This is a genomic window from Pseudomonas fluorescens HK44, assembly GCF_000217955.3.
Taxonomy (GTDB): Bacteria; Pseudomonadota; Gammaproteobacteria; order Pseudomonadales; family Pseudomonadaceae; genus Aquipseudomonas; species Aquipseudomonas fluorescens_AQ.
In genome coordinates, this window is sequence record NZ_AFOY02000019.1 from 286,003 (window position 1) to 309,287 (window position 23,285).

General features: G+C 59.1%; 20 protein-coding genes and 1 pseudogene. 18 read left to right on the forward strand and 3 right to left on the reverse strand.

Annotation, left to right across the window (positions count from 1 at the left end; genetic code table 11):
* Positions 1 to 101: 101 nt before the first annotated feature.
* Positions 102 to 1,469: an inorganic triphosphatase gene (locus HK44_RS23820; protein WP_019694166.1), complete on the reverse strand. Its 1,368-nt coding sequence runs from the start codon at positions 1,467 to 1,469 to the stop codon at positions 102 to 104.
* Positions 1,470 to 1,626: 157 nt separating this feature from the next.
* On the opposite strand from HK44_RS23820, the gene argE reads away from it, so the two are divergent.
* From argE to HK44_RS23870, 10 genes are all read left to right on the forward strand, one after another.
* Positions 1,627 to 2,775, forward strand: a complete 1,149-nt coding sequence (gene argE / locus HK44_RS23825; RefSeq protein ID WP_019694165.1) for an acetylornithine deacetylase — start codon at positions 1,627 to 1,629, stop codon at positions 2,773 to 2,775.
* Between the two features lie 138 nt (positions 2,776 to 2,913).
* Entirely contained in the window at positions 2,914 to 4,212 is a 1,299-nt protein-coding gene (gene argA, locus HK44_RS23830) for an amino-acid N-acetyltransferase (RefSeq protein ID WP_019694164.1), read from the forward strand.
* 536 nt (positions 4,213 to 4,748) lie between these two features.
* Positions 4,749 to 6,071 carry an OprD family porin gene (locus HK44_RS23835; RefSeq protein WP_019694163.1) on the forward strand — a complete coding sequence of 441 codons (1,323 nt, stop codon included), beginning with the start codon at positions 4,749 to 4,751 and terminating at the stop codon, positions 6,069 to 6,071.
* A 291-nt stretch (positions 6,072 to 6,362) separates the two neighbouring features.
* On the forward strand, positions 6,363 to 7,001 hold the full coding sequence (locus tag HK44_RS23840; protein WP_019694162.1) for a peroxiredoxin: 639 nt from the start codon (positions 6,363 to 6,365) through the stop codon (positions 6,999 to 7,001).
* Between the two features lie 146 nt (positions 7,002 to 7,147).
* Positions 7,148 to 7,741 (forward strand): NADPH-dependent FMN reductase, encoded by a 594-nt coding sequence (ssuE, locus tag HK44_RS23845; protein ID WP_019694161.1) that lies wholly within the window; start codon positions 7,148 to 7,150, stop codon positions 7,739 to 7,741.
* Positions 7,742 to 7,831: 90 nt separating this feature from the next.
* Positions 7,832 to 8,800 (forward strand): sulfonate ABC transporter substrate-binding protein, encoded by a 969-nt coding sequence (locus HK44_RS23850; RefSeq protein ID WP_019694160.1) that lies wholly within the window; start codon positions 7,832 to 7,834, stop codon positions 8,798 to 8,800.
* A 25-nt stretch (positions 8,801 to 8,825) separates the two neighbouring features.
* Positions 8,826 to 9,974, forward strand: a complete 1,149-nt coding sequence (gene ssuD, locus HK44_RS23855) for an FMNH2-dependent alkanesulfonate monooxygenase (RefSeq protein WP_019694159.1) — start codon at positions 8,826 to 8,828, stop codon at positions 9,972 to 9,974.
* An 8-nt stretch (positions 9,975 to 9,982) separates the two neighbouring features.
* On the forward strand, positions 9,983 to 10,771 hold the full coding sequence (gene ssuC, locus HK44_RS23860; RefSeq protein ID WP_019694158.1) for an aliphatic sulfonate ABC transporter permease SsuC: 789 nt from the start codon (positions 9,983 to 9,985) through the stop codon (positions 10,769 to 10,771).
* Positions 10,768 to 11,574, forward strand: a complete 807-nt coding sequence (gene ssuB / locus HK44_RS23865) for an aliphatic sulfonates ABC transporter ATP-binding protein (protein ID WP_019694157.1) — start codon at positions 10,768 to 10,770, stop codon at positions 11,572 to 11,574. The genes ssuC and ssuB overlap by 4 nt, the downstream gene beginning before the upstream one ends.
* Before the next feature lie 33 nt (positions 11,575 to 11,607).
* Positions 11,608 to 11,823, forward strand: a complete 216-nt coding sequence (locus HK44_RS23870; RefSeq protein WP_003177394.1) for a TOBE domain-containing protein — start codon at positions 11,608 to 11,610, stop codon at positions 11,821 to 11,823.
* 130 nt (positions 11,824 to 11,953) lie between these two features.
* Here the strand turns inward: HK44_RS23870 and HK44_RS23875 are convergent, their stop codons facing one another.
* Both HK44_RS23875 and HK44_RS23880 read right to left on the reverse strand, forming a co-directional pair.
* Positions 11,954 to 12,592 carry a TetR/AcrR family transcriptional regulator gene (locus HK44_RS23875; protein ID WP_019694156.1) on the reverse strand — a complete coding sequence of 213 codons (639 nt, stop codon included), beginning with the start codon at positions 12,590 to 12,592 and terminating at the stop codon, positions 11,954 to 11,956.
* Positions 12,593 to 12,857: 265 nt separating this feature from the next.
* Positions 12,858 to 14,234 carry a glutamine synthetase family protein gene (locus HK44_RS23880; protein WP_019694155.1) on the reverse strand — a complete coding sequence of 459 codons (1,377 nt, stop codon included), beginning with the start codon at positions 14,232 to 14,234 and terminating at the stop codon, positions 12,858 to 12,860.
* Positions 14,235 to 14,512: 278 nt separating this feature from the next.
* On the opposite strand from HK44_RS23880, the pseudogene HK44_RS23885 reads away from it, so the two are divergent.
* From HK44_RS23885 to HK44_RS23920, 8 genes and pseudogenes are all read left to right on the forward strand, one after another.
* Positions 14,513 to 14,815 (forward strand): annotated as a pseudogene (locus tag HK44_RS23885) (gamma-glutamyl-gamma-aminobutyrate hydrolase family protein); the annotation flags it as partial.
* A gap of 86 nt (positions 14,816 to 14,901) precedes the next feature.
* Positions 14,902 to 16,260, forward strand: coding sequence for a glutamine synthetase family protein (locus HK44_RS23890; RefSeq protein ID WP_019694153.1), 1,359 nt, complete (start codon positions 14,902 to 14,904; stop codon positions 16,258 to 16,260).
* Positions 16,261 to 16,313: 53 nt separating this feature from the next.
* Positions 16,314 to 17,678: an aspartate aminotransferase family protein gene (locus HK44_RS23895; protein WP_019694152.1), complete on the forward strand. Its 1,365-nt coding sequence runs from the start codon at positions 16,314 to 16,316 to the stop codon at positions 17,676 to 17,678.
* A gap of 200 nt (positions 17,679 to 17,878) precedes the next feature.
* The gene (locus tag HK44_RS23900; protein ID WP_031319668.1) at positions 17,879 to 18,973 is read left to right on the forward strand and encodes a polyamine ABC transporter substrate-binding protein; all 1,095 of its coding nucleotides are present in this window, start codon (positions 17,879 to 17,881) and stop codon (positions 18,971 to 18,973) included.
* A 187-nt stretch (positions 18,974 to 19,160) separates the two neighbouring features.
* Positions 19,161 to 20,255 (forward strand): polyamine ABC transporter substrate-binding protein, encoded by a 1,095-nt coding sequence (locus HK44_RS23905; protein ID WP_024265149.1) that lies wholly within the window; start codon positions 19,161 to 19,163, stop codon positions 20,253 to 20,255.
* Between the two features lie 71 nt (positions 20,256 to 20,326).
* Positions 20,327 to 21,469 carry an ABC transporter ATP-binding protein gene (locus HK44_RS23910; RefSeq protein ID WP_019694149.1) on the forward strand — a complete coding sequence of 381 codons (1,143 nt, stop codon included), beginning with the start codon at positions 20,327 to 20,329 and terminating at the stop codon, positions 21,467 to 21,469.
* Between the two features lie 35 nt (positions 21,470 to 21,504).
* Complete coding sequence (locus tag HK44_RS23915; protein ID WP_187682506.1) at positions 21,505 to 22,386, forward strand: ABC transporter permease subunit; 882 nt, start codon at positions 21,505 to 21,507, stop codon at positions 22,384 to 22,386.
* Positions 22,383 to 23,273: an ABC transporter permease subunit gene (locus tag HK44_RS23920; protein WP_019694147.1), complete on the forward strand. Its 891-nt coding sequence runs from the start codon at positions 22,383 to 22,385 to the stop codon at positions 23,271 to 23,273. The genes HK44_RS23915 and HK44_RS23920 overlap by 4 nt, the downstream gene beginning before the upstream one ends.
* Positions 23,274 to 23,285 lie beyond the last annotated feature (12 nt).

The following is a 23,285-nucleotide window of genomic DNA, read 5'->3' on the forward strand; positions in this document are numbered from 1 at the left end:
CTCATCGCGGGCAAGCCTTGCTCCTACGGGTTATGTGCCAACCACCCAATGGTGATTTACCATAAATACTGTAGGAGCAAAGCTTGCTCGCGATGGCGGTCTTACATACGCAGCAACATCTTCCACGCGCGATTCTGGTACACCGCAATTGCCTGTTGCTTGCGCGCATCCAGCACTTCGTCGGTGATCGGCTCGTTGGCCAGTTGCGTGAGTTTGTTCAGCTCACCGTACAGGCGATCCATTTCCGGGATGTCCAGTACGTTGCGGGCATGGTGCAGCCAGGCCTGGATGCGCTCGATACGCGGCAGTTGCTCGGCCAGGTCTTCCGGTTGTTGCTGATAACGCTGCAACTGCAGGGAAGTCGCTTCTTCACCCAGCAGACGCGGCAACCAGTTGCCCAGTTGGGCAGCACCCTGGCGGTTGCCACGGGTGTTGCGATCGGCAGCCCAGGTGCGGGCCAGCAACCAGCGTGAGGTGTTCAGCGAGAACTGGCCCCAGCGCGGGTCTTCCAGTTCTTCGAGGAACTGCTCCGGCGCGGCTTTGCGCACGTCTTCGTCGTCCCAACCTGCCTGAACCAGCGGGCGCCAGTCTTCCAGCAAGGCATCCAGCGCCGCACGCAAGTCGTGGGTCGACTGACGCGGAGCGGCTTGACCCAGGCTGCTGAGCAGCGCGCGTAATTCAGCCAGGTTTTCGACCCAATCCTGCAGCAGGCGCCAGTGGCCGTTGAAGCGATATTGCTCGGCCAGACGCTGGCTGCTGCCCAGCAAGTGCCAGCTCAGCGCGGCGAAAGCATCGTCCAGCGGCAGTTCGAAGGTCAGCTCCGGCGCCGGCAGGCTCAACGAATAGCTATTGGCGTCGAACAGGCGGTAGCCGCGCTCGGCCTTGCTGATATCGCACGGCATCAGTGCCAGGGTCGCGGCCAGTTCGGCGGCCAGTTCCAGTAATGCCGCCGGTTCGCCTTCGCGCAGTTCCAGTTCCAGCTCGCAGATCTCTTCTTTCTGCTTGCCGACAATCACCTGGCCCAGGTCCAGCGCGGCTTCGATGACTACTTTGGTCTTGCCACGGCCCCAGGCGATTTCTGCGCGTTCACGGACGAAATCCGTGGTGAAAATGGCCTTCAGGGTTTTCTTGTCCAGTTCGGCCAGCTCTTCGGGCCAGCATTCGCCGTCGAGTTTCTTCACGTCGAGCTTGGCTTTGGGCAGTTTCCAGTCGTATTCGTTACGCTCGGACAGACCGGCCACACTGTGGCCACGGGTCTTGAGCGTTTGAATGACTTCTTCGCCATCGCGGCGCAGGCGCAGGGCGACCTTGGCATGGGCCAGGTCACGCTCTGGCGTGTCGAAGTACTGGTTCATCAACTCACGGCGTTCCCAGCCACTTTTGTTGCGTTTTTTCAGTAATGGGTGCTCGCGCAGGGCGGCGAGGGTTTCGCGGCTGACGCGGAGTTTGATTTCGGTTTCTTTCTGCATGGCCGGAAAATCCAGGATCGGGAGCGCAGCCGGGGGAATGTGTGGCTGCCAAGGTCGTGCAGTGTACAGCACTCATTAAACCTACGCGCCGCGACGGTTTATTCCTGCCGCAGGATGGCTCTATGATGAAGGCTCATCTGGGAGTTGGGAGTCAGCGATGCCTTTGCCGTCCATGAAAGACCAGTTCGCTGCGCTGATCGCCGCACCGTCCGTCAGCTGTACCCAACCCAGCCTCGATCAATTCAATCGCGCGGTCATTGATTTGCTGGCGACCTGGCTCGGTGACCTGGGCTTTTCGTGTGATATCCAGCAAGTCAGCCCGGGCAAATTCAACTTGCTCGCCAGTTTTGGCAGTGGCCCGGGTGGGCTGGTACTGGCCGGGCACAGCGACACGGTGCCGTTCGACGGCGCGCTGTGGCAGACCGATCCGCTGAAACTGACCGAAGTCGACGGTCGCTGGGTCGGCCTCGGCAGTTGCGACATGAAGGGCTTTTTCGCGCTGGCCATCGAAGCCGTGTTGCCGCTGCTGGACAAACCGTTCAAACAACCGCTGATGATCCTCGCCACCTGTGACGAAGAAAGCTCCATGGCGGGTGCCCGTGCCTTGGCTGCTGCCGGCCGGCCATTGGGCAGGGTAGCGGTGATTGGTGAGCCGACGGGACTGAAGCCGATCCGTCTACATAAAGGCGTGATGATGGAACGCATCGACATTCTCGGTCAGAGCGGCCATTCGTCCGATCCGCGCTTGGGCCATAGTGCCCTGGAGGCCATGCACGATGCGATGGGCGAGTTACGCGGCTTGCGCCTGCAATGGCAGCGCGAGTTTTGCAATCCGCAGTTCAGCGTGCCGCAACCGACACTGAATTTCGGCTGCATCCACGGTGGCGACAACCCGAACCGGATCTGCGGTCAATGCTCGCTGGAATTCGACCTGCGGCCCTTGCCAGGGATGGACCCCAATGCGTTGCGCGCAGCGATCCGGCAGAAACTCGAATCAGTCGCCGAACTCCATCACGTGAAGATCGACTACGCTCCGCTGTTCCCTGAAGTGCCGCCTTTCGAGCAGGCGGCCGACTCGGAACTGGTGCGGGTCGCCGAAAGACTCACCGGCCACCTTGCCGAAGCAGTAGCGTTCGGCACTGAAGCGCCTTATCTTCAGCGTCTTGGCTGCGAGACATTGGTGCTTGGCCCAGGTGATATCGCCTGCGCCCACCAGCCAGGGGAATACCTTGAAATGTCACGTTTGCAGCCTACCGTGCATCTATTACGTCAACTGATCGAACACTACTGCCTGACCCCGGCTTGATAAATCCCGGGGCACCCAACCCGTATTCATGAGGAGAACGCGCGTGTCGCCAAGCCTGTTCCGACGATAACCATCAGCCCGCTGTGCGTTTTGCTTCGTCCTTTTTATCGGCTGCTATTTGTTACAGGCGCAGGTGTTATGCCCGAATACGTTAACTGGCTTCGTCACGCTTCCCCTTACATCAACGCTCACCGCGATTGCACTTTCGTCGTCATGCTGCCCGGCGACGGCGTCGAGCATCCGAACTTCGGCAATATCGTCCACGACCTGGTGCTGCTGCACAGCCTGGGGGTGCGGCTGGTATTGGTTCACGGTTCGCGTCCACAAATTGAAACCCGTCTCGCCGCACGTGGCCTGACCCCGCATTACCACCACGGGATGCGCATCACCGATGCGGCGACCCTGGAGTGTGTGATCGATGCGGTGGGTCAACTGCGCATTGCCATCGAGGCGCGCTTGTCGATGGACATGGCGTCTTCGCCAATGCAGGGCTCGCGTCTGCGGGTGGCCAGCGGCAACCTGGTGACCGCACGGCCGATCGGTGTACTCGAAGGGGTCGACTATCACCACACCGGCGAAGTGCGTCGGGTCGACCGCAAGGGCATCAACCGTCTGCTGGATGAGCGCTCCATTGTGTTGTTGTCTCCACTGGGCTACTCACCGACCGGGGAGATCTTCAACCTCGCGTGCGAAGACGTCGCCACCCGCGCCGCCATCGATCTGGGCGCCGACAAGCTGCTGTTGTTCGGCGCGGACCTGGGGTTGATCGATGAAAACGGCCGTCTGGTCCGCGAGCTGCGTCCGCAACAGGTGCCGGCGCACTTGCAGCGTCTGGGCGCCAACTATCAGGCGGAATTGCTGGATGCCGCGGCCGAAGCCTGCCGTGGTGGTGTCGGCCGTAGTCACATCGTCAGTTATGCCGAAGATGGCGCGCTGCTGACCGAGCTCTTCACCCGTGATGGTGGCGGGACGCTGGTGGCTCAGGAGCAATTCGAAGTGGTGCGCGAAGCGGCTATTGAAGATGTCGGCGGATTGCTGGATCTGATCAGCCCGTTGGAAGAGCAGGGGATTCTGGTGCGTCGTTCACGCGAAGTACTGGAACGCGAAATCGAGCAGTTCAGTGTGGTCGAGCGTGAAGGCATGATCATCGCTTGTGCGGCGCTGTATCAGATTGCCGACTCGGACGCCGGAGAACTGGCCTGTCTGGCGGTGAACCCGGAATACCGCCATGGCGGCCGTGGTGATGAACTGCTGGAACGGATCGAGACCCGGGCTCGTGCTCAAGGGCTCAAAACCCTGTTCGTCCTCACGACCCGTACTGCGCACTGGTTCCGCGAGCGCGGCTTTGTGCCCAGCAGCGTCGAGCGCCTGCCGTCGGCCCGGGCCTCTCTGTACAACTATCAGCGTAATTCGAAGATCTTCGAAAAGACTCTGTAACCTGAGGGGCTTAGACTTCGCCCCGGGTACTAACCGATCAGGGTAATGAGTCGATCGTTTCTGCCGTTTTGCTGCCCGTAGCGGTGCTCACCGGACGGGCGGCAAAAAAAATTACAACGGTATACAAACTGTAACAATTTGACGGGAATATGCACGTTTCGCCATGATGGCGTCGCTTATTTGATCGTGATTGACGTAAGAAGAATTACGCGAGCACGAATGGAACTAAAGAAGCGTCTGTAAATACCATTTAGGAATTAGCTCATGGGCCGATACCTTTGCATCCGGTTCGGTTGAGGCGTGTTGAGCTATATTCCGGAATCGTATGAAAAATGCATAAATAATTCTTTTTGGGTTTATGAGAAAATCACTAACCTGAACGGACCAAACACGGCGATTAGACCAAGGTCGTAGACGCGACTGCTTACGATTGACTTATCGGTCACGGTCTTGCGCTAATCGCGCATCGATGGGAACCGGGGCGTCAGATCCTGGACCAAAGTGCACAAAAAATTAGAAACGTAGAGGAGCGAAACATGAAGAAGTCCACCTTGGCCCTGGCTGTGGCCGTAGGGGTTTTGGCGCAGCAGGCAAGCGCCGCCGGTTTCATCGAAGACAGTAAAGCGACCCTGGGTCTGCGTAACTTCTACATCAACACCGACAACCGTACTGGCACCGGCGCGAACAAAAACGAAGAATGGGGCCAAGGCTTCGATCTGCGTTTCATCTCGGGCTACACCCAAGGTACAGTTAAATTCGGCGTTGACGCCATTGGCCTGTACGGCGTGCGTCTGGACTCCAGCCCGGCCAAGAGCGGCAATTCGAGCGGTTCGGCTTCTGGCGGTACGATTTTCCCAAGTGATGGCAATCGTGCGGTTCCAGACTTCGGCAGCCTGGGCCTGACCGGTAAGGTCAAGATCTCCGAGACCGAGCTGAAAATCGGTACCCTGCAACCGAACAACCCGGTCATCAAGTACAACGATGGTCGTCTGTTGCCGCAAACCTTCACCGGTGGCGAGATCAAGTCCAACGAGATCAAGGACCTGACCCTGACTGCGGGCGAGATCAACGAGGCCAAAGGGCGTAACTCCAGCAACGACGAAGGTCTGTCGATTGCCGGTGCCAACGGCGGCTCCAACTACGACGCGGGCAAGTTCAGCAACAAGTTCTACTACGGTGGTGCTGACTACAAAATCACCAAGGACCTGACTGCTTCGTACTACTACGGTGAGCTGAAGGACTTCTACTCGCAGAACTTCCTGGGTCTGGTGCACAACTGGGCAATCGGTCCTGGCGTCCTGAAAAGTGACCTGCGCTACTACCGTAGCCGCGACAACGGTTCCAACGGCAACGACAAGAACTTCTTCACTACCGGTTTCTACGGCGGCAATACAACCAAAGGCAAGGTCGACAACGACCTGTACAGCTACCTGGCCCTGTACTCGGTTGAAGGTCACACCTTCGGTGCTGGCTACCAGTACACCAAGGGCGACAGCGACTTCCCTTGGTTGAACCAGGGTGACGGTTCCTCGAACAGCACCATCACCGACGTGCAGATCCAGAAGTTTGCCCGCGCTGGCGAACGTACCTGGCAAGCTCGCTACGCCTACGACTTCGCCAAGGTTGGTGTACCTGGTCTGACCGCTGGTGTGATCTACCTGCACGGCAACAACATCGACAGCCCTACTGGCAGCAAGAGCGAGTGGGAGCGTGACCTGAGCCTGGCTTACGTTGTTCCGGAAGGCCCGCTGAAAAACCTCGGCTTTGCCTGGAAAAACGCCATGTGGCGCACCGACGTGGCCACCCGCGACCAGGACGAAAACCGCCTGATCGTAAGCTACTCGATCCCGCTGTTGTAATACCCAGGCGTTTGTAACGCCTGAATAAAAAGCCCCGCTCGGCGTAAGCCTGGCGGGGCTTTTGCGTTTCAAGTCGGGCCCACCCCCGCAGGCCCGCCTTCACTTCCCTCTTTGCAGCAACTCAAGGCCTTCTCGAACCTTGGTTCCAAGACTGGTCTTCGTTGACGTATGCGTCCAGTGAATAGATGTTTAATATTCACTTGCGATCTAAATAAATAGATATTTATTCTTTTTAGTAAGCGGCGACACTAGGCACAGTAGGCTCATCACGCACTCACCAGGAGCAGCATCATGAGCCTCAGACTGGGCGACATTGCCCCCGATTTCGAACAGGATTCCAGCGCCGGCACCCTCCGTTTTCACGAGTGGCTGGGCGATAGCTGGGGCGTGCTGTTTTCCCATCCGGCGGACTTCACACCGGTGTGCACCACGGAGCTGGGGTTTACCGCCAGGCTCAAGGACGAGTTCGCCCAGCGCGGCGTCAAGGCCATTGCACTCTCGGTCGACCCGGTGGACTCGCACCACAAGTGGATCGAAGACATCAACGAAACCCAGAACACCCTCGTCAACTTCCCGATCCTCGCTGACGCCGACCGCAAGGTCTCCGATCTCTATGACCTGATCCACCCGAATGCCAACGACACCCTGACCGTGCGTTCGCTGTTCGTCATCGATCCGAACAAGAAGATTCGCCTGACCATCACCTATCCGGCCAGTACCGGACGCAACTTCCACGAGATCCTGCGGGTGATCGACTCGTTGCAGCTCACCGACAACTACAAAGTGGCCACCCCGGCCAACTGGCAGGACGGTGATGAAGTGGTGATCGTGCCGTCGTTGAAGGATGAAGATGAAATCAGGACGCGCTTCCCTAAAGGCTACCGCGCAGTTAAACCGTACCTGCGCCTGACACCACAGCCCAACAGGTAAGCCATTGGTGTTTTTCTGTATATGTGTTTAAGGAATAAACACATAAATAAATATGATTTATAGATATATAAATCAACTGATAAGGTCTGCCCATAGTCGCGAGATCGCACACTGCGAATCGCCGGAAAAGCTTAAGGAATAGCCGCATGCTGGTCGTCTCACTCGGAGGAAGTCCCAGCCAACGCTCCCGCTCCGGGGTGCTGCTGGATCGCTCCCAACGCTGGTTGCAGCAACAAGGCGTAGAAGTGGTGAGTTATCAGGTACGGGACTTCCCGGCCGAAGACTTGCTGCACGCGCGCTTCGACAGCCCGAAGGTGGTCGACTTGCTGCAACAGATTGAAAATGCTGATGGCTTATTGATTGCCACGCCGGTCTACAAGGCGTCGTTTTCCGGCGCGCTGAAAACCGTGCTGGACCTGCTGCCGGAGCGCGCCTTGAGCCACAAGGTTGTACTGCCCATGGCCACTGGCGGCAGCATCGCCCACATGCTGGCCGTGGATTACGCGCTCAAGCCCGTGCTGTCGGCGCTGAAAGCCCAGGAAATGCTCCACGGGATTTTCGCCGAAGACAGCCAGATCGCTTACGGCGAAGGCAGTGCGCAGGCGCAGTTGTCACCGGCGCTGGAGCAGCGCTTGGTTGAGGCGCTGGAGCAGTTCTTCAGTGCCATGGCCCGTCGACCCAAACCACTGGACCCAAGCCTGTTGAATGATCGTTTGTTGAGTGCTCGCTGGAGCATTTAAGCCTTACCCGACAATTGAATTACTGGCCTTACTCGCCCGCTAACGGGCAAGCAGGTGCAGCCAAAACCCAACTGCAAAAAGGAGAGCGCTATGCGCACTGTCATTTTGCGTCGTGGTCTGGTCGCTCTGTTTGCTGCGGCTGTGTCCTTCGGCGTCATTACTCAAGCTCAAGCGGCCGAGACCTTGCGAATCGGCTATCAGAAGTACGGCACCCTGGTGCTGCTCAAAGCCCGCGGCTCGCTGGAAAAGCGCCTCGCCGCCCAAGGCATCAGCGTGCAATGGACTGAATTCCCCGGCGGCCCGCAACTGCTCGAAGGGCTGAACGTCGGCTCGATCGATTTCGGCGTGACCGGCGAAACTCCACCGGTATTCGCTCAGGCGGCCGGCGCCGATCTGCTCTACGTCGCTTACGAGCCACCCGCGCCGACCAGCGAAGCGATCCTGGTGCCGAAAGGCTCGGCGATCCAATCGGTACAGGACCTCAAGGGCAAGAAGGTCGTCCTCAACAAAGGCTCCAACGTGCACTACCTGCTGGTGCGTGCTCTGGAAGACGCCGGTCTCAAGTACACCGACATCCAAACCGTATTCCTGCCTCCGGCCGATGCCCGCGCGGCGTTCGAACGTGGCAGCGTCGATGCCTGGGTGATCTGGGACCCGTACCAGGCCGCCGCCGAACAACAACTGCACGCGCGCACCCTGCGTGACGGCAGCGGCATCGTCGACAACCACCAGTTCTACCTGGCGACCAAGCCTTACGCCGAACAACATCCGGCTGTGATCAAGGCCCTGGTGGAAGAAGTCCGCACCATCGGCGAATGGTCCAAAGCCAACCCTGAAGAGGTCACGCAACAAGTCTCGCCGCTGCTCGGCTTGCCGGCAGACATCACCCTGACCGCGGTGAAGCGCCAGGGCTACGGCGCGCATTTCCTTACGCCGCCAGTGATCGCGGCCCAGCAGAAAATCGCCGACAGCTTCTACCGGCTCAAATTGATTCCGAAACCCTTGAGCATCAACGACGTGATCTGGACGCCACCGGCAGCCGTTGCCACTGCGCCGTAATTCGATTTCCTTAGGAGACCACTCCATGAGCCTTAATATTTTCTGGTTCCTGCCTACTCACGGTGACGGCCATTACCTTGGCACCGCCGAAGGCGCTCGCGCCGTCGACCACGGTTATTTGCAGCAAGTTGCCCAGGCGGCGGATCGTCTGGGGTTCGGCGGGGTGCTGATTCCCACGGGCCGCTCCTGCGAAGACTCGTGGCTGGTGGCCGCGTCGCTGATCCCGGTGACCCAGCGTTTGAAGTTTCTGGTCGCGTTGCGCCCAGGGATCATTTCCCCGACGGTGGCCGCGCGCCAGGCGGCGACCCTGGATCGCTTGTCCGGTGGGCGTGCGCTGTTCAACCTGGTAACGGGCGGCGATCCGGAAGAGCTGGCCGGCGATGGATTGTTCCTCAGTCATGAAGAACGCTATCAGGCCTCGGTGGAGTTCACCCGGATCTGGCGTCGGGTGCTGGAAGGCGAGACGGTCGACTACGACGGTCAGCACATCAGTGTGAAGGGCGCGAAATTGCTCTATCCGCCGATCCAGCAACCGCGTCCGCCACTGTACTTTGGTGGGTCTTCTGAAGCGGCTCAGGATCTGGCTGCCGAGCAGGTTGAGATGGTCCTGACCTGGGGCGAGCCACCGGCCGCCGTCGCCGAGAAAATCGAACAAGTACGCGCCAAGGCCGCGAAGCACGGGCGCACCGTGCGCTTCGGCATTCGTTTGCATGTGATCGTCCGTGAAACCAACGCGCAAGCCTGGCAAGCGGCGGATCGTTTGATCTCCCATCTGGACGACGACACCATCGCCCGCGCTCAGGCCTCGTTGGCGCGCTTCGACTCGGTCGGCCAGCAGCGCATGGCCGCGTTGCACGGCGGCAGTCGCGACAACCTCGAAGTCAGCCCGAACCTCTGGGCAGGCGTCGGTCTGGTGCGTGGCGGTGCCGGCACCGCATTGGTCGGCGACGGCCCGACCGTGGCCGCACGGGTCAAGGAATACGCGGACCTGGGCATCGATACCTTTATCTTCTCGGGCTACCCGCATCTGGAGGAGTCGTATCGGGTCGCGGAGTTGTTGTTCCCCCACCTCGACATCGAGCGTCCCGAACTACCGAAAAGCACCGGTTACGTCAGCCCGTTCGGCGAGATGGTTGCCAACGACATTCTTCCCAAAGCCGCGTCCCAGAGCTGAGGCGCGCCATGAAAAGGGAAAAGCTTATCCACAGCCTGGCGCCGTGGGCCTTGCCGGTACTGCTACTGGCGGTGTGGCAGTTATCGGTGTCGGCAGGCTGGTTGTCGACACGGATTTTGCCGGCACCCAGCGCGGTGATCGAGGCGGGCGTGAGCCTGGTGCGCAGCGGCGAAATCTGGAAACACCTGGCGATCAGCGGCTGGCGCGCCGGCATTGGTTTTGTGATTGGCGGCGGTATCGGCCTGGCATTGGGTTTCATCACCGGCCTGTCAAAGTGGGGCGAACGCCTGCTCGACAGTTCGGTGCAGATGATTCGCAACGTGCCGCATCTGGCGCTGATTCCGCTGGTGATCCTCTGGTTCGGCATTGATGAGTCGGCGAAGATTTTTCTGGTGGCGCTGGGGACGTTGTTCCCGATTTACCTCAACACCTATCACGGCATCCGCAACGTCGACCCGGCTCTGGTGGAGATGGCGCGCAGTTACGGCCTGTCCGGTTTCAGCCTGTTCCGTCAGGTGATTCTGCCGGGCGCGCTGCCTTCGATTCTGGTGGGCGTGCGCTTTGCCCTGGGCTTCATGTGGCTGACCCTGATTGTCGCGGAAACCATCTCCGCCAGCTCCGGCATTGGCTACCTGGCGATGAATGCCCGGGAGTTCTTGCAGACGGATGTGGTGGTGCTGGCGATTGTTCTGTACGCGGTGCTCGGCAAATTGGCCGACCTCGCGGCCCGTGGTCTGGAACGGGTCTGGTTGCGCTGGCATCCGGCCTATCAAGTGGTTAAGGGCGGTGCAGCATGACGGCCCAACAACCTCCACGCCTGCTGCGCGGAATTGCGCTGGCGGTGCGCAAACTGCAAAAAACCTTTGGCGCGCGGCAGGTGCTGCGCGAGATCGACCTGCACATTCCGGCCGGTCAGTTCGTCGCCGTGGTCGGTCGCAGCGGCTGTGGCAAAAGTACCTTGCTGCGTCTGCTGGCGGGGCTTGATCAACCCACGGACGGTGAGCTGTTGGCCGGTTCCGCACCGCTCGACGAGGCGCGCGAAGACACCCGGCTGATGTTTCAGGAAGCGCGTTTGCTGCCCTGGAAAAAGGTCATCGACAACGTCGGCCTCGGGCTCAAGGGCGATTGGCGCCAGCAGGCGCTGGACGCACTGGATGCCGTGGGCCTGGCGGATCGCGCCGATGAATGGCCGGCGGCGTTGTCCGGCGGGCAGAAGCAGCGGGTGGCCTTGGCGCGGGCGCTGATCCATCAGCCGCGTTTGCTGTTGCTCGATGAGCCGCTGGGCGCACTGGATGCGCTGACCCGAATTGAAATGCAGCAACTGATCGAACGTCTTTGGCAACAGCACGGTTTTACCGTGTTGCTGGTGACCCACGACGTCAGCGAAGCGGTGGCGATTGCCGACCGGGTGTTGCTGATCGAAGAGGGCGAAATCGGCCTCGACCTGCAGGTCGAACTGCCGCGCCCTCGGGTCCGTGGTTCCCATCGGCTGGCAGCGCTGGAGACCGAAGTGCTCAACCGCGTGCTGTCACTGCCGGGTTCACCGCCTGCGCCGGAACCTGTTTCACCCTTGCCCACGCAATTGCGCTGGGCTCACTGACTCAATGTTTTCCCAACGACAGGAATCAACCTCATGACGATCAAAGCCATCAACGTTCGCAACCAGTTCAAAGGCACCATCAAGGAAATCGTCGAGGGCGACGTGCTCTCGGAGATCGATGTTCAGACCGCGTCTGGCATCGTCACCTCGGTCATCACCACGCGCTCGGTCAAAGAGCTGGAACTGGCGATCGGCAGCGAAGTGATCGCCTTCGTGAAATCCACCGAGGTGTCGATCGCCAAGTTGTGATGGATGTGTCACACACAGCCCCAGACGGCTTGAGCCCTTCGGGGTTTTTTCGATGTGTGCCTGTCATGGAATCAGTAGTGTGGCTATCGCGAGCAGGCTCGCGATGAGGCCCGAGATACCAACAAAAAAATCAGGCTGAAGTCGCGCGCTTAGGCAGGTACGGCGGCAGATACAGCCCCAGATAAGCGTCGAATACCCGCATGCCTTCCTCGGCCATGCGCGGGGTGATCTGCCCGTGCTGTTGCACCGAGCGGGCGTAGACGCGGTCGCCCAGTTCCATGGCCAGCGCAAACACATCGACATCCTTGGGCAGCGTCGGCAGTTCGAAATGCTGATCGAAGAGTTTGTGCATCAGGTCGCCGAGCTCGATGTCATGCTGGCGGTCGGCCTGGGTGACTTCGGTCAGGCCGTGTTGAGCGAGGATCAGTTGGCGCGCGGCGGCGTCTTCGTCGTAGATGGCGAGCATGCGTTGCTCGACCAGTCGCGACAGATCACGCCAGCCATTGAGCGAGTCGACTTCGATCGGTTCTTGCAGGCACGCGCGAAAGGCGCTGTGGACGTCGGCGGTCAGGGCTTCGAGCAGGGCCGGGACGCTGGCGAAGAAGTGGTAGACCGATGACGGCGGGATCTCGGCGCGTTCGGCCACGCTGTAGATCGACAGGCTGGCCACGCCCTCGGCGGCCAGCAGCGTGCGGGCGGCGTCGAGTATCGAGTCGATCCGGGCCTGGCTGCGTGCGCGGGGTTTGCGAAGGGGGGCGGGGCGCGTCATTGAGGTCTCCTGCAGGGCAGCGGGCATTGTACGCAGAGCGCAGTGATGATCCATACCCCGTGGCGAGGGAGCTTGCTCCCGCTGGAGTGCGCAGCACTCCAAAACCCAGTGAACGTGGAGTGTCCGATGCCATTGGATCGCATGTTTTGGGGCCGCTTCGCCCGAGCGCGGACCGGCCCGCGGGAGCAAGCTCCCTCGCCACAGGGGCCATAAAAAAACGCCGTGGGCATTGAAGCCCACGGCGTTGTTTTTTTGCTACAGCCGCTTACACGGTGTGCAGGTACCAGTTGTACTCGAGGTCGGAGATGGAGTGTTCGAACTCTTCCAGCTCGCTCTCTTTACAGGCGACAAAAATGTCGATGTATTTCGGATCGATGTACTTGGCCATGACTTCGCTGTCGTCCAGCTCGCGCAGTGCATCACGCAGGTTGTTCGGCAGGCTTTGCTCATTCTGCTCGTAGCTGTTGCCTTCGACGGGCGCGCCCGGCTCGATCTTGTTGGTCAGGCCGTGATGCACGCCTGCCAGGACCGACGCCATCAGCAGGTACGGGTTGGCATCAGCGCCAGCGACACGGTGCTCGATCCGTACTGCGTCGGACGAGCCAGTCGGTACGCGAATCGCCACCGTCCGGTTGTCCAGGCCCCAGCACGGCGAGTTCGGCACGTAGAACTGTGCGCCGAAACGACGGTACGAGTTGACGTTCGGGCAGAGGAAGGCCATCTGCGCCGGTAGGGTCTCGAGCACACCGCCGATCGCGTGACGCAGTGCGGCGTTCTGCTCGGGATCCTCACTGGCAAAAATATTCTTGCCGTCTTTATCAAGGATCGAGATGTGGACGTGCAGACCGTTACCCGCCTGGCCTGGGTAAGGCTTGGCCATGAAGGTGGTGTCCATCTCATGGTCGTAGGCGATGTTTTTGATCAGGCGCTTGAGCAGTACCGCGTAATCGCAGGCCTTGATCGGGTCGGCAACGTGGTGCAGGTTCACTTCGAACTGCGCCGGAGCACTTTCCTTGACGATCGCGTCGGCAGGGATGCCTTGCTCTTTCGCACCTTCCAGAATGTCTTGCAGGCAGTCGACGTATTCGTCGAGGTCGTCGATCAGGTAAACCTGGGTCGAGTGTGGACGTTTGCCGGACACCGGCGAGCGTGGAGGTTGCGGCCGGCCATTCACGTTCTCCTGGTCGATCAGGTAAAACTCAAGCTCGAATGCGGCGCAGATGGTCAGGCCCATGTCGTCGAACTTGCGCACTACATTGGCCAGCACTTCACGCGGGTCGGCGAAGAACGGCTCGCCTTCGAGTTCGTGCATGGTCATCAACAGTTGCGCGGTAGGGCGCTTCTGCCAGGGTTCATTGCACAGGGTATTGGGGATTGGATAGCAGATTCGGTCAGCATCACCGATGTCCAGGCCAAGACCGGTGCTTTCCACCGTCGAGCCATTGATATCCAGAGCAAATAGAGAGGCCGGCAGGTTGATGCCTTTCTCGTAAACCTTGTGGAGGCTGGTGCGTTCGATGCGCTTGCCGCGCACCACACCATTCATATCCGCAATCAGAAGGTCAACGTACAGAACCTCAGGATGTTCCTTAAGGAACGCGTTCGCTTCGTTAAGCTGAACGGCACGCGGGGGTACCGACATGATGCAACACCTTTGTTGTTAAAAATATCAATCATTGATCTTTTCAGATTCCAGTCAACCCGAACGGCATGCCGAAGTCAAGCGAGGCCTTTTTTGCCCTAAAAAAGCGCTCCAAGGGCATTTTTGAGGCGCTTTGGGGCATTTTTATACCTTCGGGGTCTTTGGCGGCCGCAGGCTTGAGCGGGGCGTGTTGTATTTTTTACGGGGGTGTTGTGTAAAAAAATGAACAACGCTAAGCTCAAATCAAACCCATAACAGCAATAATACCGGGGTGCTTCATGTCTCGCCTGCCGTTAATCGGCGTCACCGACTGCTCAAGACAGATCGGTTTGCATGCTTATCACATCACCCGCGATAAGTACGTCCGCGCAGCGGCCACCGTTGCCAAGGGCCTGCCGTCGATACTTCCGTCCCAGGCGGAACTGCTCGATCCGACCGATATTATTGACGGTCTGGATGGCATCCTGTTTACCGGCTCTCCTTCCACTGTAGAACCTTTTCACTATAGCGGTCCTGCGAGTGCGCCGGGAACTGCTCATGATCCTGCACGCGACGCCACCATGCTTTCGTTGATTCGCGCCGGCAAGCATGCAGCACAACGCGACGCGGACGCGTCGAACAACGCCTGACTTTTAAAGATGTCAGGACACTCAGCCCAGAGGCATTTATGAGTAACAACCTCGACCAGCTCACCGATTGGTTGAAAGACCACAAGATCACAGAAGTCGAATGCATGATTGGCGATTTGACGGGGATCACTCGCGGCAAGATCTCGCCGACCAACAAGTTCATTGCCGAAAAAGGCATGCGCCTGCCCGAGAGTGTGCTGTTGCAGACAGTGACAGGCGACTACGTCGAAGACGACATCTATTACGAACTGCTCGACCCGGCTGACATCGACATGATCTGCCGCCCGGACTCGAACGCTGTGTTCCTGGTGCCATGGGCCATCGAGCCCACCGCGCAAGTGATTCACGACACCTACGACAAGCAGGGCAACCCGATCGAGCTGTCGCCGCGTAACGTGCTCAAGAAAGTCCTGAAGCTCTATTCCGACAAGGGCTGGCAGCCCATCGTGGCCCCGGAGATGGAGTTCTACCTGACCAAGCGTTGCGAAGACCCGGACTTCCCGTTGCAGCCGCCGATTGGCCGCTCCGGTCGCCCGGAAACCGGTCGTCAGTCGTTCTCCATTGAAGCGGCCAACGAATTCGACCCGCTGTTCGAAGACGTCTACGACTGGTGCGAACTGCAAGAGCTGGATCTGGACACGCTGATCCACGAAGACGGCACGGCGCAGATGGAGATCAACTTCCGTCACGGCGACGCGCTGTCCCTGGCCGACCAGATCCTGGTGTTCAAGCGCACCATGCGCGAAGCGGCGCTCAAGCACGACGTGGCCGCGACCTTCATGGCCAAGCCGATGACCGGCGAGCCGGGCAGTGCAATGCACTTGCACCAGAGCATCATCGACATCGAAAGCGGCAAAAACGTCTTCTCGAATGAAGACGGGACCATGAGCGAGCTGTTCCTGCACCACATCGGAGGCTTGCAGAAGTTCATCCCCGAGCTGTTGCCGCTGTTCGCGCCCAACGTCAACTCGTTCCGCCGCTTCCTGCCGGATACCTCGGCGCCGGTGAACGTGGAGTGGGGCGAAGAGAACCGCACTGTCGGCCTGCGAGTCCCGGACGCAGGCCCGCAAAACCGTCGGGTGGAAAACCGCCTGCCGGGTGCCGATGCCAACCCTTACCTGGCGATCGCCGCGAGCCTGCTCTGCGGTTACATCGGCATGGTGGAAGGCATCAACCCGAGCGCACCGGTGGTTGGACGGGGTTATGAGCGACGCAATCTGCGTCTGCCGCTGACCATCGAAGACGCACTGGAGCGCATGGAACACAGCGCGACCATCGAGAAGTATCTGGGCAAAAAATTCATCACTGGCTACGTCGCGGTCAAGCGGGCCGAGCATGAAAACTTCAAGCGCGTGATCAGTTCGTGGGAGCGGGAGTTCCTGTTGTTCGCCGTCTGATGCGCCGGGTGCGGCCCTGAACAACCGCACTCTCACCCAACCAGGAGAGCTTTATGACCAGCAAGAACCCGCAAACCCGTGAATGGCAAACCTTGAGCCGCGAACACCACCTGGCGCCTTTCAGCGACTTCAAACAGCTGAAGGAGAAAGGCCCGCGGATCATCACCAACGCCAAGGGCGTTTACCTTTGGGACAGCGAAGGTAACAAGATCCTCGACGGCATGGCCGGTCTATGGTGCGTGGCCATCGGTTACGGTCGCGATGAGCTGGCCGATGCCGCCAGCAAACAGATGCGCGAGCTGCCTTATTACAACCTGTTCTTCCAGACCGCCCACCCGCCGGTACTGGAGCTGGCCAAGGCCATCTCGGACATCGCGCCAGAAGGCATGAACCACGTGTTCTTCACCGGTTCCGGCTCCGAAGGCAACGACACCATGCTGCGCATGGTTCGCCACTACTGGGCGATCAAGGGCCAGCCGAAGAAGAAGGTCATCATCAGCCGCAAAAACGGTTACCACGGTTCGACCGTGGCCGGCGCCAGCCTGGGCGGCATGACTTACATGCACGAACAGGGCGACTTGCCGATCCCGGGCATCGTTCACATCCCGCAGCCGTACTGGTTCGGTGAAGGGGGCGACATGAGCCCTGAAGAGTTCGGTATCTGGGCCGCCAACCAGTTGGAAGAAAAGATTCTCGAACTCGGCGTCGACACGGTCGGTGCGTTCATTGCCGAGCCGATTCAGGGCGCCGGCGGCGTGATCATTGCGCCAGACAGCTACTGGCCGCGCATCAAGGAAATCCTCGCCAAGTACGACATCCTGTTCGTTGCGGACGAGGTGATCTGTGGTTTCGGTCGTACCGGCGAATGGTTCGGCAGCGATTTCTACGGCCTCAAGCCCGACATGATGACCATCGCCAAAGGCCTGACGTCCGGCTACATCCCGATGGGTGGGCTGATCGTGCGTGATGAAGTGGTCGATGTGCTGAACGAAGGGGGCGACTTCAACCACGGCTTCACCTATTCCGGGCACCCGGTCGCCGCTGCGGTGGCACTGGAAAACATCCGTATTCTGCGCGAAGAGAAAATTATCGAGCACGTCCGTGCAGAAACGGCACCTTATTTGCAAAAGCGTCTACGGGAACTGAACGATCACCCGCTGGTGGGTGAAGTTCGTGGGGTAGGTCTGTTGGGGGCTATCGAACTGGTTCAGGACAAGGCGACCCGTGCGCGGTATGTCGGCAAAGGTGTTGGCATGATCTGCCGGCAGTTCTGTTTCGACAACGGGCTGATCATGCGTGCCGTCGGCGACACCATGATCATCGCTCCGCCACTGGTCATCACCAAGGCCGAGATCGATGAACTGGTGACCAAGGCGCGCAAGTGCCTGGACCTGACTCTGAGTGCGCTGCAAAGCTAAGTGCTAGGCTCTGAGCGAGGTCCGTGGCTGGCACTTCGCTCAGGGCGCACAAAGGACGGGTCTTTCCTTGAAAGCCTGCCTTGTAACTTGCCAGACTATCCGCTGTTTGAGTTGCCAAGGAATCGGCCGCTGGATCTTGGTTCACAAAAAAAATGTGGTTAAAAAGAATAATTGGAGCATTACGCATGAAGGCATTAGGTTTGAAGAAAACTGGCAAGACCCTGCTCGCCTTGTCCCTGATGGGCGTGATGGCTGGGGCAGCCCAGGCCGACGATAAAGTCCTGCACGTTTACAACTGGTCCGACTACATCGCACCGGACACCATCGCGAACTTTGAAAAAGAGTCCGGGATCAAGGTCGTCTACGATGTGTTCGACAGTAACGAAACCCTTGAGGCGAAGTTGCTGGCCGGCAAATCCGGTTATGACGTGGTGGTGCCCTCCAACAACTTCCTGGCCAAACAGATCAAGGCTGGTGTTTACCAGGAGCTGGACAAGTCCAAGCTGTCCAACTACGGCAACCTGAACAAGTCGCTGCTCAAGGCGGTTTCCGTCAGTGACCCGGACAACAAACATGCCTTCCCTTACATGTGGGGCTCGATCGGTATCGGTTACAACCCGGAGAAGGTCAAGGCCGCGCTGGGCGTCGACAAAATCGATTCCTGGGATGTCGTGCTCAAGCCAGAGAACCTCGCCAAGCTCAAGGGCTGCGGCGTGAGTTTCCTCGATTCGCCGACCGAAATGCTGCCGGTCGCCCTGCATTACCTGGGCCTGCCAACCGACAGCCAGAAAAAGGAAGATCTGAAGAAGGCTGAAGAGCTGTTCCTGAAGATTCGTCCTTCGGTCACCTACTTCCACTCGTCCAAGTACATCTCCGACCTTGCCAACGGCAACATCTGCGTAGCCGTCGGCTACTCGGGTGACGTCCAGCAGGCCAAAACCCGTGCCGCCGAAGCCGGTGACAAGGTAAAAGTCAGCTACGCCATTCCAAAAGAAGGCGCCGGCAGCTTCTACGACATGGTCGCTATCCCTAAAGATGCGGAAAACGTCGAGGGTGCCTACAAGTTCATGAACTACCTGTTGCAGCCGAAAGTGATGGCTGAAATCACCGACGCCGTGCGTTTCCCTAACGGTAATGCCGAAGCCACTCAGTACGTGAACAAGGAAATCACCTCGGATCCGGGCATCTATCCATCGGCAGACGTGCAGGCCAAGCTCTATGCGATCGCCGATCTGCCAGCCGCCACTCAGCGTGAGCTGACCCGTAGCTGGACCAAGATCAAATCCGGTAAATAAGCCGGTTTGAGGCAATAACCTGTTGCCGTCGTCGCTCTGGCGGCGGCAACAGGAATAATTAAATGACAGAAAGTTTTGCTGGAAAGGTTTATCGAGGGTAAGTTGCGCGCCGGTTTTGTTGCCAGGCAGCCACGGCTGTCACGTAACGCTGGGCAACTTGGGCCCAACTATTTTAGAGGACCTTCACTTGCCTGTTTCTTTATTTCGCAACGCCATGCTGATTGGCGCCGGCCTGACGCTTGCCGTCAGTGTTCAAGCGGCGTCCACCGTGCATATTTATAACTGGTCGGATTACATCGGGCAGACCACCCTCACCGATTTCGAAAAAGCCACTGGCGTCAAGCCGGTGTACGACGTGTTCGACTCCAACGAAACCCTGGAAGGCAAGTTGCTGGCCGGGCACACAGGTTATGACGTGGTCGTGCCGTCCAATCACTTCCTGGGCAAGCAGATCAAGGCCGGGGCGTTCCAGAGGCTCGACAAATCGCAGCTGCCGAACTACTCCAACCTTGATCCGGTGCTGCTCAAGCGCCTGGAGATGAACGACCCTGGCAACCAATATGCCGTGCCTTACCTGTGGGGCACCAACGGCATCGGTTACAACGTCGACAAGGTCAAGGCAGTACTGGGTGTCGACAAGATCGATTCCTGGGCCATGCTGTTCGAGCCCGAGAACATCAAGAAGCTCAACAGCTGTGGCGTGGCCTTCCTCGACTCGGCCGACGAAATGCTGCCGACGGTCCTGAACTACATGGGCCTGAACGCCAACAGCACCAACCCGGACGACTACCAAAAGGCTGAAGCCAAGTTGCTGGCCGTACGGCCTTATGTGACCTACTTCCACTCGTCCAAATACATCTCGGACCTGGCCAACGGCGACATCTGTGTCGCGGTCGGTTTCTCCGGGGATATTTTCCAGGCCAAGGCCCGTGCTGTTGAAGCCGGCAAAGGCGTGAAGGTTGCCTACGCGATTCCCAAAGAGGGTGGCGCGTTGTGGTTCGACATGTTGGCGATCCCCAAGGACTCCAGCAACGTCAAGGAAGCCCACGCCTTTATCAATTACGTGCTCAAACCTGAAGTGATTGCTCAGGTCAGTGACGTCGTCGGCTACGCCAACCCGAACCCGGGCTCGGACAAGTTGATGGAGCAGTCGATTCGCACCGACGAATCGGTGTATCCACCGCAAGCGGTCCTCGACAAGACTTACGTGTCGGTCGAGTTGCCGCCGAAGATTCAACGTTTGATGACCCGCAGCTGGACCAAGGTCAAGTCGGGTAAATAGTGACAAAGGCTCAGACTATCCAAGGTTCGCCTGTATTGGGTGAACTGCAAATTTTGTTGGGAGTTTCGTAAATGGCAGTTGCCTCCGGCGCCTATAAGAAAGCCCTCGAGGGCGACCAGACACCGAAACAGGTGTTGGTCAAAATCGACCGGGTCACGAAGAAGTTCGACGAGACGATTGCCGTGGACGATGTGTCCCTGGAAATCAGGAAAGGCGAGATCTTTGCCCTGCTCGGCGGTTCGGGATCGGGCAAATCGACCTTGCTGCGCATGCTCGCAGGTTTCGAACGGCCCACGGAGGGGCGCATTTTCCTCGACGGCGTGGACATCACCGAGATGCCGCCGTACGAGCGGCCGATCAACATGATGTTCCAGTCCTACGCCTTGTTTCCGCACATGACTGTGGCGCAGAACATCGCTTTCGGCCTGAAGCAGGACAAGATTCCGGCGGCTGAAGTCGACGCCCGTGTGACCGAAATGCTCAAGCTGGTGCAGATGAGCCAGTACGCCAAGCGCAAGCCGCACCAGCTTTCTGGCGGTCAGCGTCAGCGTGTTGCGCTGGCCCGCTCGTTGGCCAAGCGTCCGAAGCTGCTGCTGCTCGACGAGCCGATGGGCGCGCTGGACAAGAAATTGCGTTCGCAGATGCAGCTCGAACTGGTGGAAATCATCGAGCGCGTCGGTGTGACCTGCGTCATGGTGACCCACGACCAGGAAGAGGCCATGACCATGGCCGAGCGCATCGCGATCATGCACCTGGGCTGGATCGCCCAGATCGGCAGCCCGATCGACATCTACGAAACCCCGACCAGCCGCCTGGTCTGTGAGTTCATTGGCAACGTCAACATCTTCGAAGGTGAAGTGGTGGACGACGCCGAGGGCCATGCGCTGATTACCTGCAAGGACCTGGATCGCAACATCTACGTTGGCCACGGCATCAGTACTTCGGTGCAAGACAAGTCGGTGACCTATGCGATTCGTCCGGAAAAACTGCTGGTCACGGCAGAAATGCCGACCTGCGAACACAACTGGTCGAGCGGCAAGGTGCATGACATCGCCTACCTCGGTGGCCACTCGGTGTTCTACGTCGAACTGCCAAGCGGCAAAGTCGTGCAGTCGTTCGTGGCCAACGCCGAACGTCGCGGCCAGCGTCCTACCTGGGGCGATCAGGTCTACGTCTGGTGGGAGGATGACAGCGGCGTGGTACTGCGCTCATGAACACGCAAAAGCTCAAACGCCAACTCAGTCGAATAATTCCCGCGGGTCGTCATCTGGTCATCGGGGTTCCGTTTATTTGGCTGTTCATGTTCTTCATGCTGCCGTTCTTCATCGTCCTGAAGATCAGCTTTGCCGAAGCCGACGTGGCGATTCCGCCGTACACCGAGATTTACAGCTACGTCGATCAGAAGGTCCAGTTGCTGCTGAACCTAGGCAACTACACGATGCTGGGCGGCGACGAGTTGTACATCGCGGCCTACTTCGGCTCGTTGAAAATGGCATTTTTCAGCACCCTTCTCTGTTTGCTCATCGGCTACCCGATGGCCTACGCCATCGCCAGTGCCCGTAAAGAAGTGCAAACGGTGCTGGTGCTGCTGATCATGATGCCGACCTGGACCGCCATCCTGATCCGTGTGTATGCGTGGATGGGCATCCTCAGCAACAACGGCCTGCTCAACGGCTTCCTGATGTCGATGGGCTGGATCAACGAGCCGCTGCAGATCCTCAACACCAACCTGGCGGTCTATATCGGCGTGGTCTATTCGTACCTGCCGTTCATGATCCTGCCGCTGTACGCCAACCTGGTGAAGCACGACAACAGTTTGCTGGAAGCCGCTTCGGACCTGGGTTCGAGTACCTTCAACAGCTTCTGGAAGATCACTGTCCCGTTATCGAAAAACGGCATCATCGCAGGCGCAATGCTGGTGTTCATCCCGGTGGTCGGTGAGTTCGTGATCCCGGAACTGCTCGGCGGCCCGGAAACCCTGATGATCGGTAAAGTGCTCTGGCAAGAGTTCTTCAACAACCGCGACTGGCCGGTGGCGTCCGCCCTGGCGGTGGTGATGCTGGCGATCCTGATTGTGCCGATCATCCTGTTCAACCGCAGTCAGGCCAAGGAAATGGAGGGTAAAGAATGAAGCGCTTCCGTTTCTCCAGCCTGATGCTGGTGCTCGGCCTGTTGTTCATCTACCTGCCGATGCTGATCCTGGTGATCTACTCGTTCAACGCCTCGAAACTAGTGACGGTCTGGGGCGGCTGGTCGGTGAAGTGGTACGTCGGCCTGCTGGACAACACCCAACTGATGGGCTCGGTGGTGCGCTCGCTGGAAATCGCCTGCTACACCGCGATTGCCGCCGTAGCACTGGGCACGCTGGCCGCTTTCGTGCTGACCCGCGTCACCCGTTTCAAGGGTCGCACGCTGTTCGGCGGCCTGGTCACCGCGCCGCTGGTGATGCCGGAAGTGATCACTGGTCTGTCGTTGTTGCTGCTGTTCGTGGCGATGGCGCAGATGATCGGCTGGCCACAGGAGCGGGGTCTGGTGACCATCTGGATCGCTCACACCACGTTTTGCGCTGCTTATGTAGCGGTGGTGGTCTCGGCGCGTCTGCGTGAGCTGGACCTGTCCATCGAAGAAGCGGCCATGGATCTGGGGGCACGGCCGTGGAAGGTGTTCTTCCTGATCACCATTCCAATGATCGCGCCGTCGCTGGCCGCCGGCGGCATGATGTCGTTTGCCCTGTCGCTGGACGATCTGGTGCTGGCGAGCTTCGTCTCCGGTCCGGGTTCCACGACCTTGCCGATGGAAGTGTTCTCAGCGGTGCGTCTGGGCGTGAAGCCTGAGATCAACGCCGTGGCCAGCCTGATTCTGCTGGCGGTATCGATCGTGACCTTCATGGTCTGGTTTTTCAGCCGCCGTGCAGAAGAAAGTCGCAAACGTGCGATCCAGCAAGCCATCGAAGAGGGCGCTGCGGACTCCTGGAAACAACCGGACGTACGCCGCGCGCAGGCGCCGGAAGCGGCTTAACCCCGGCAGCAC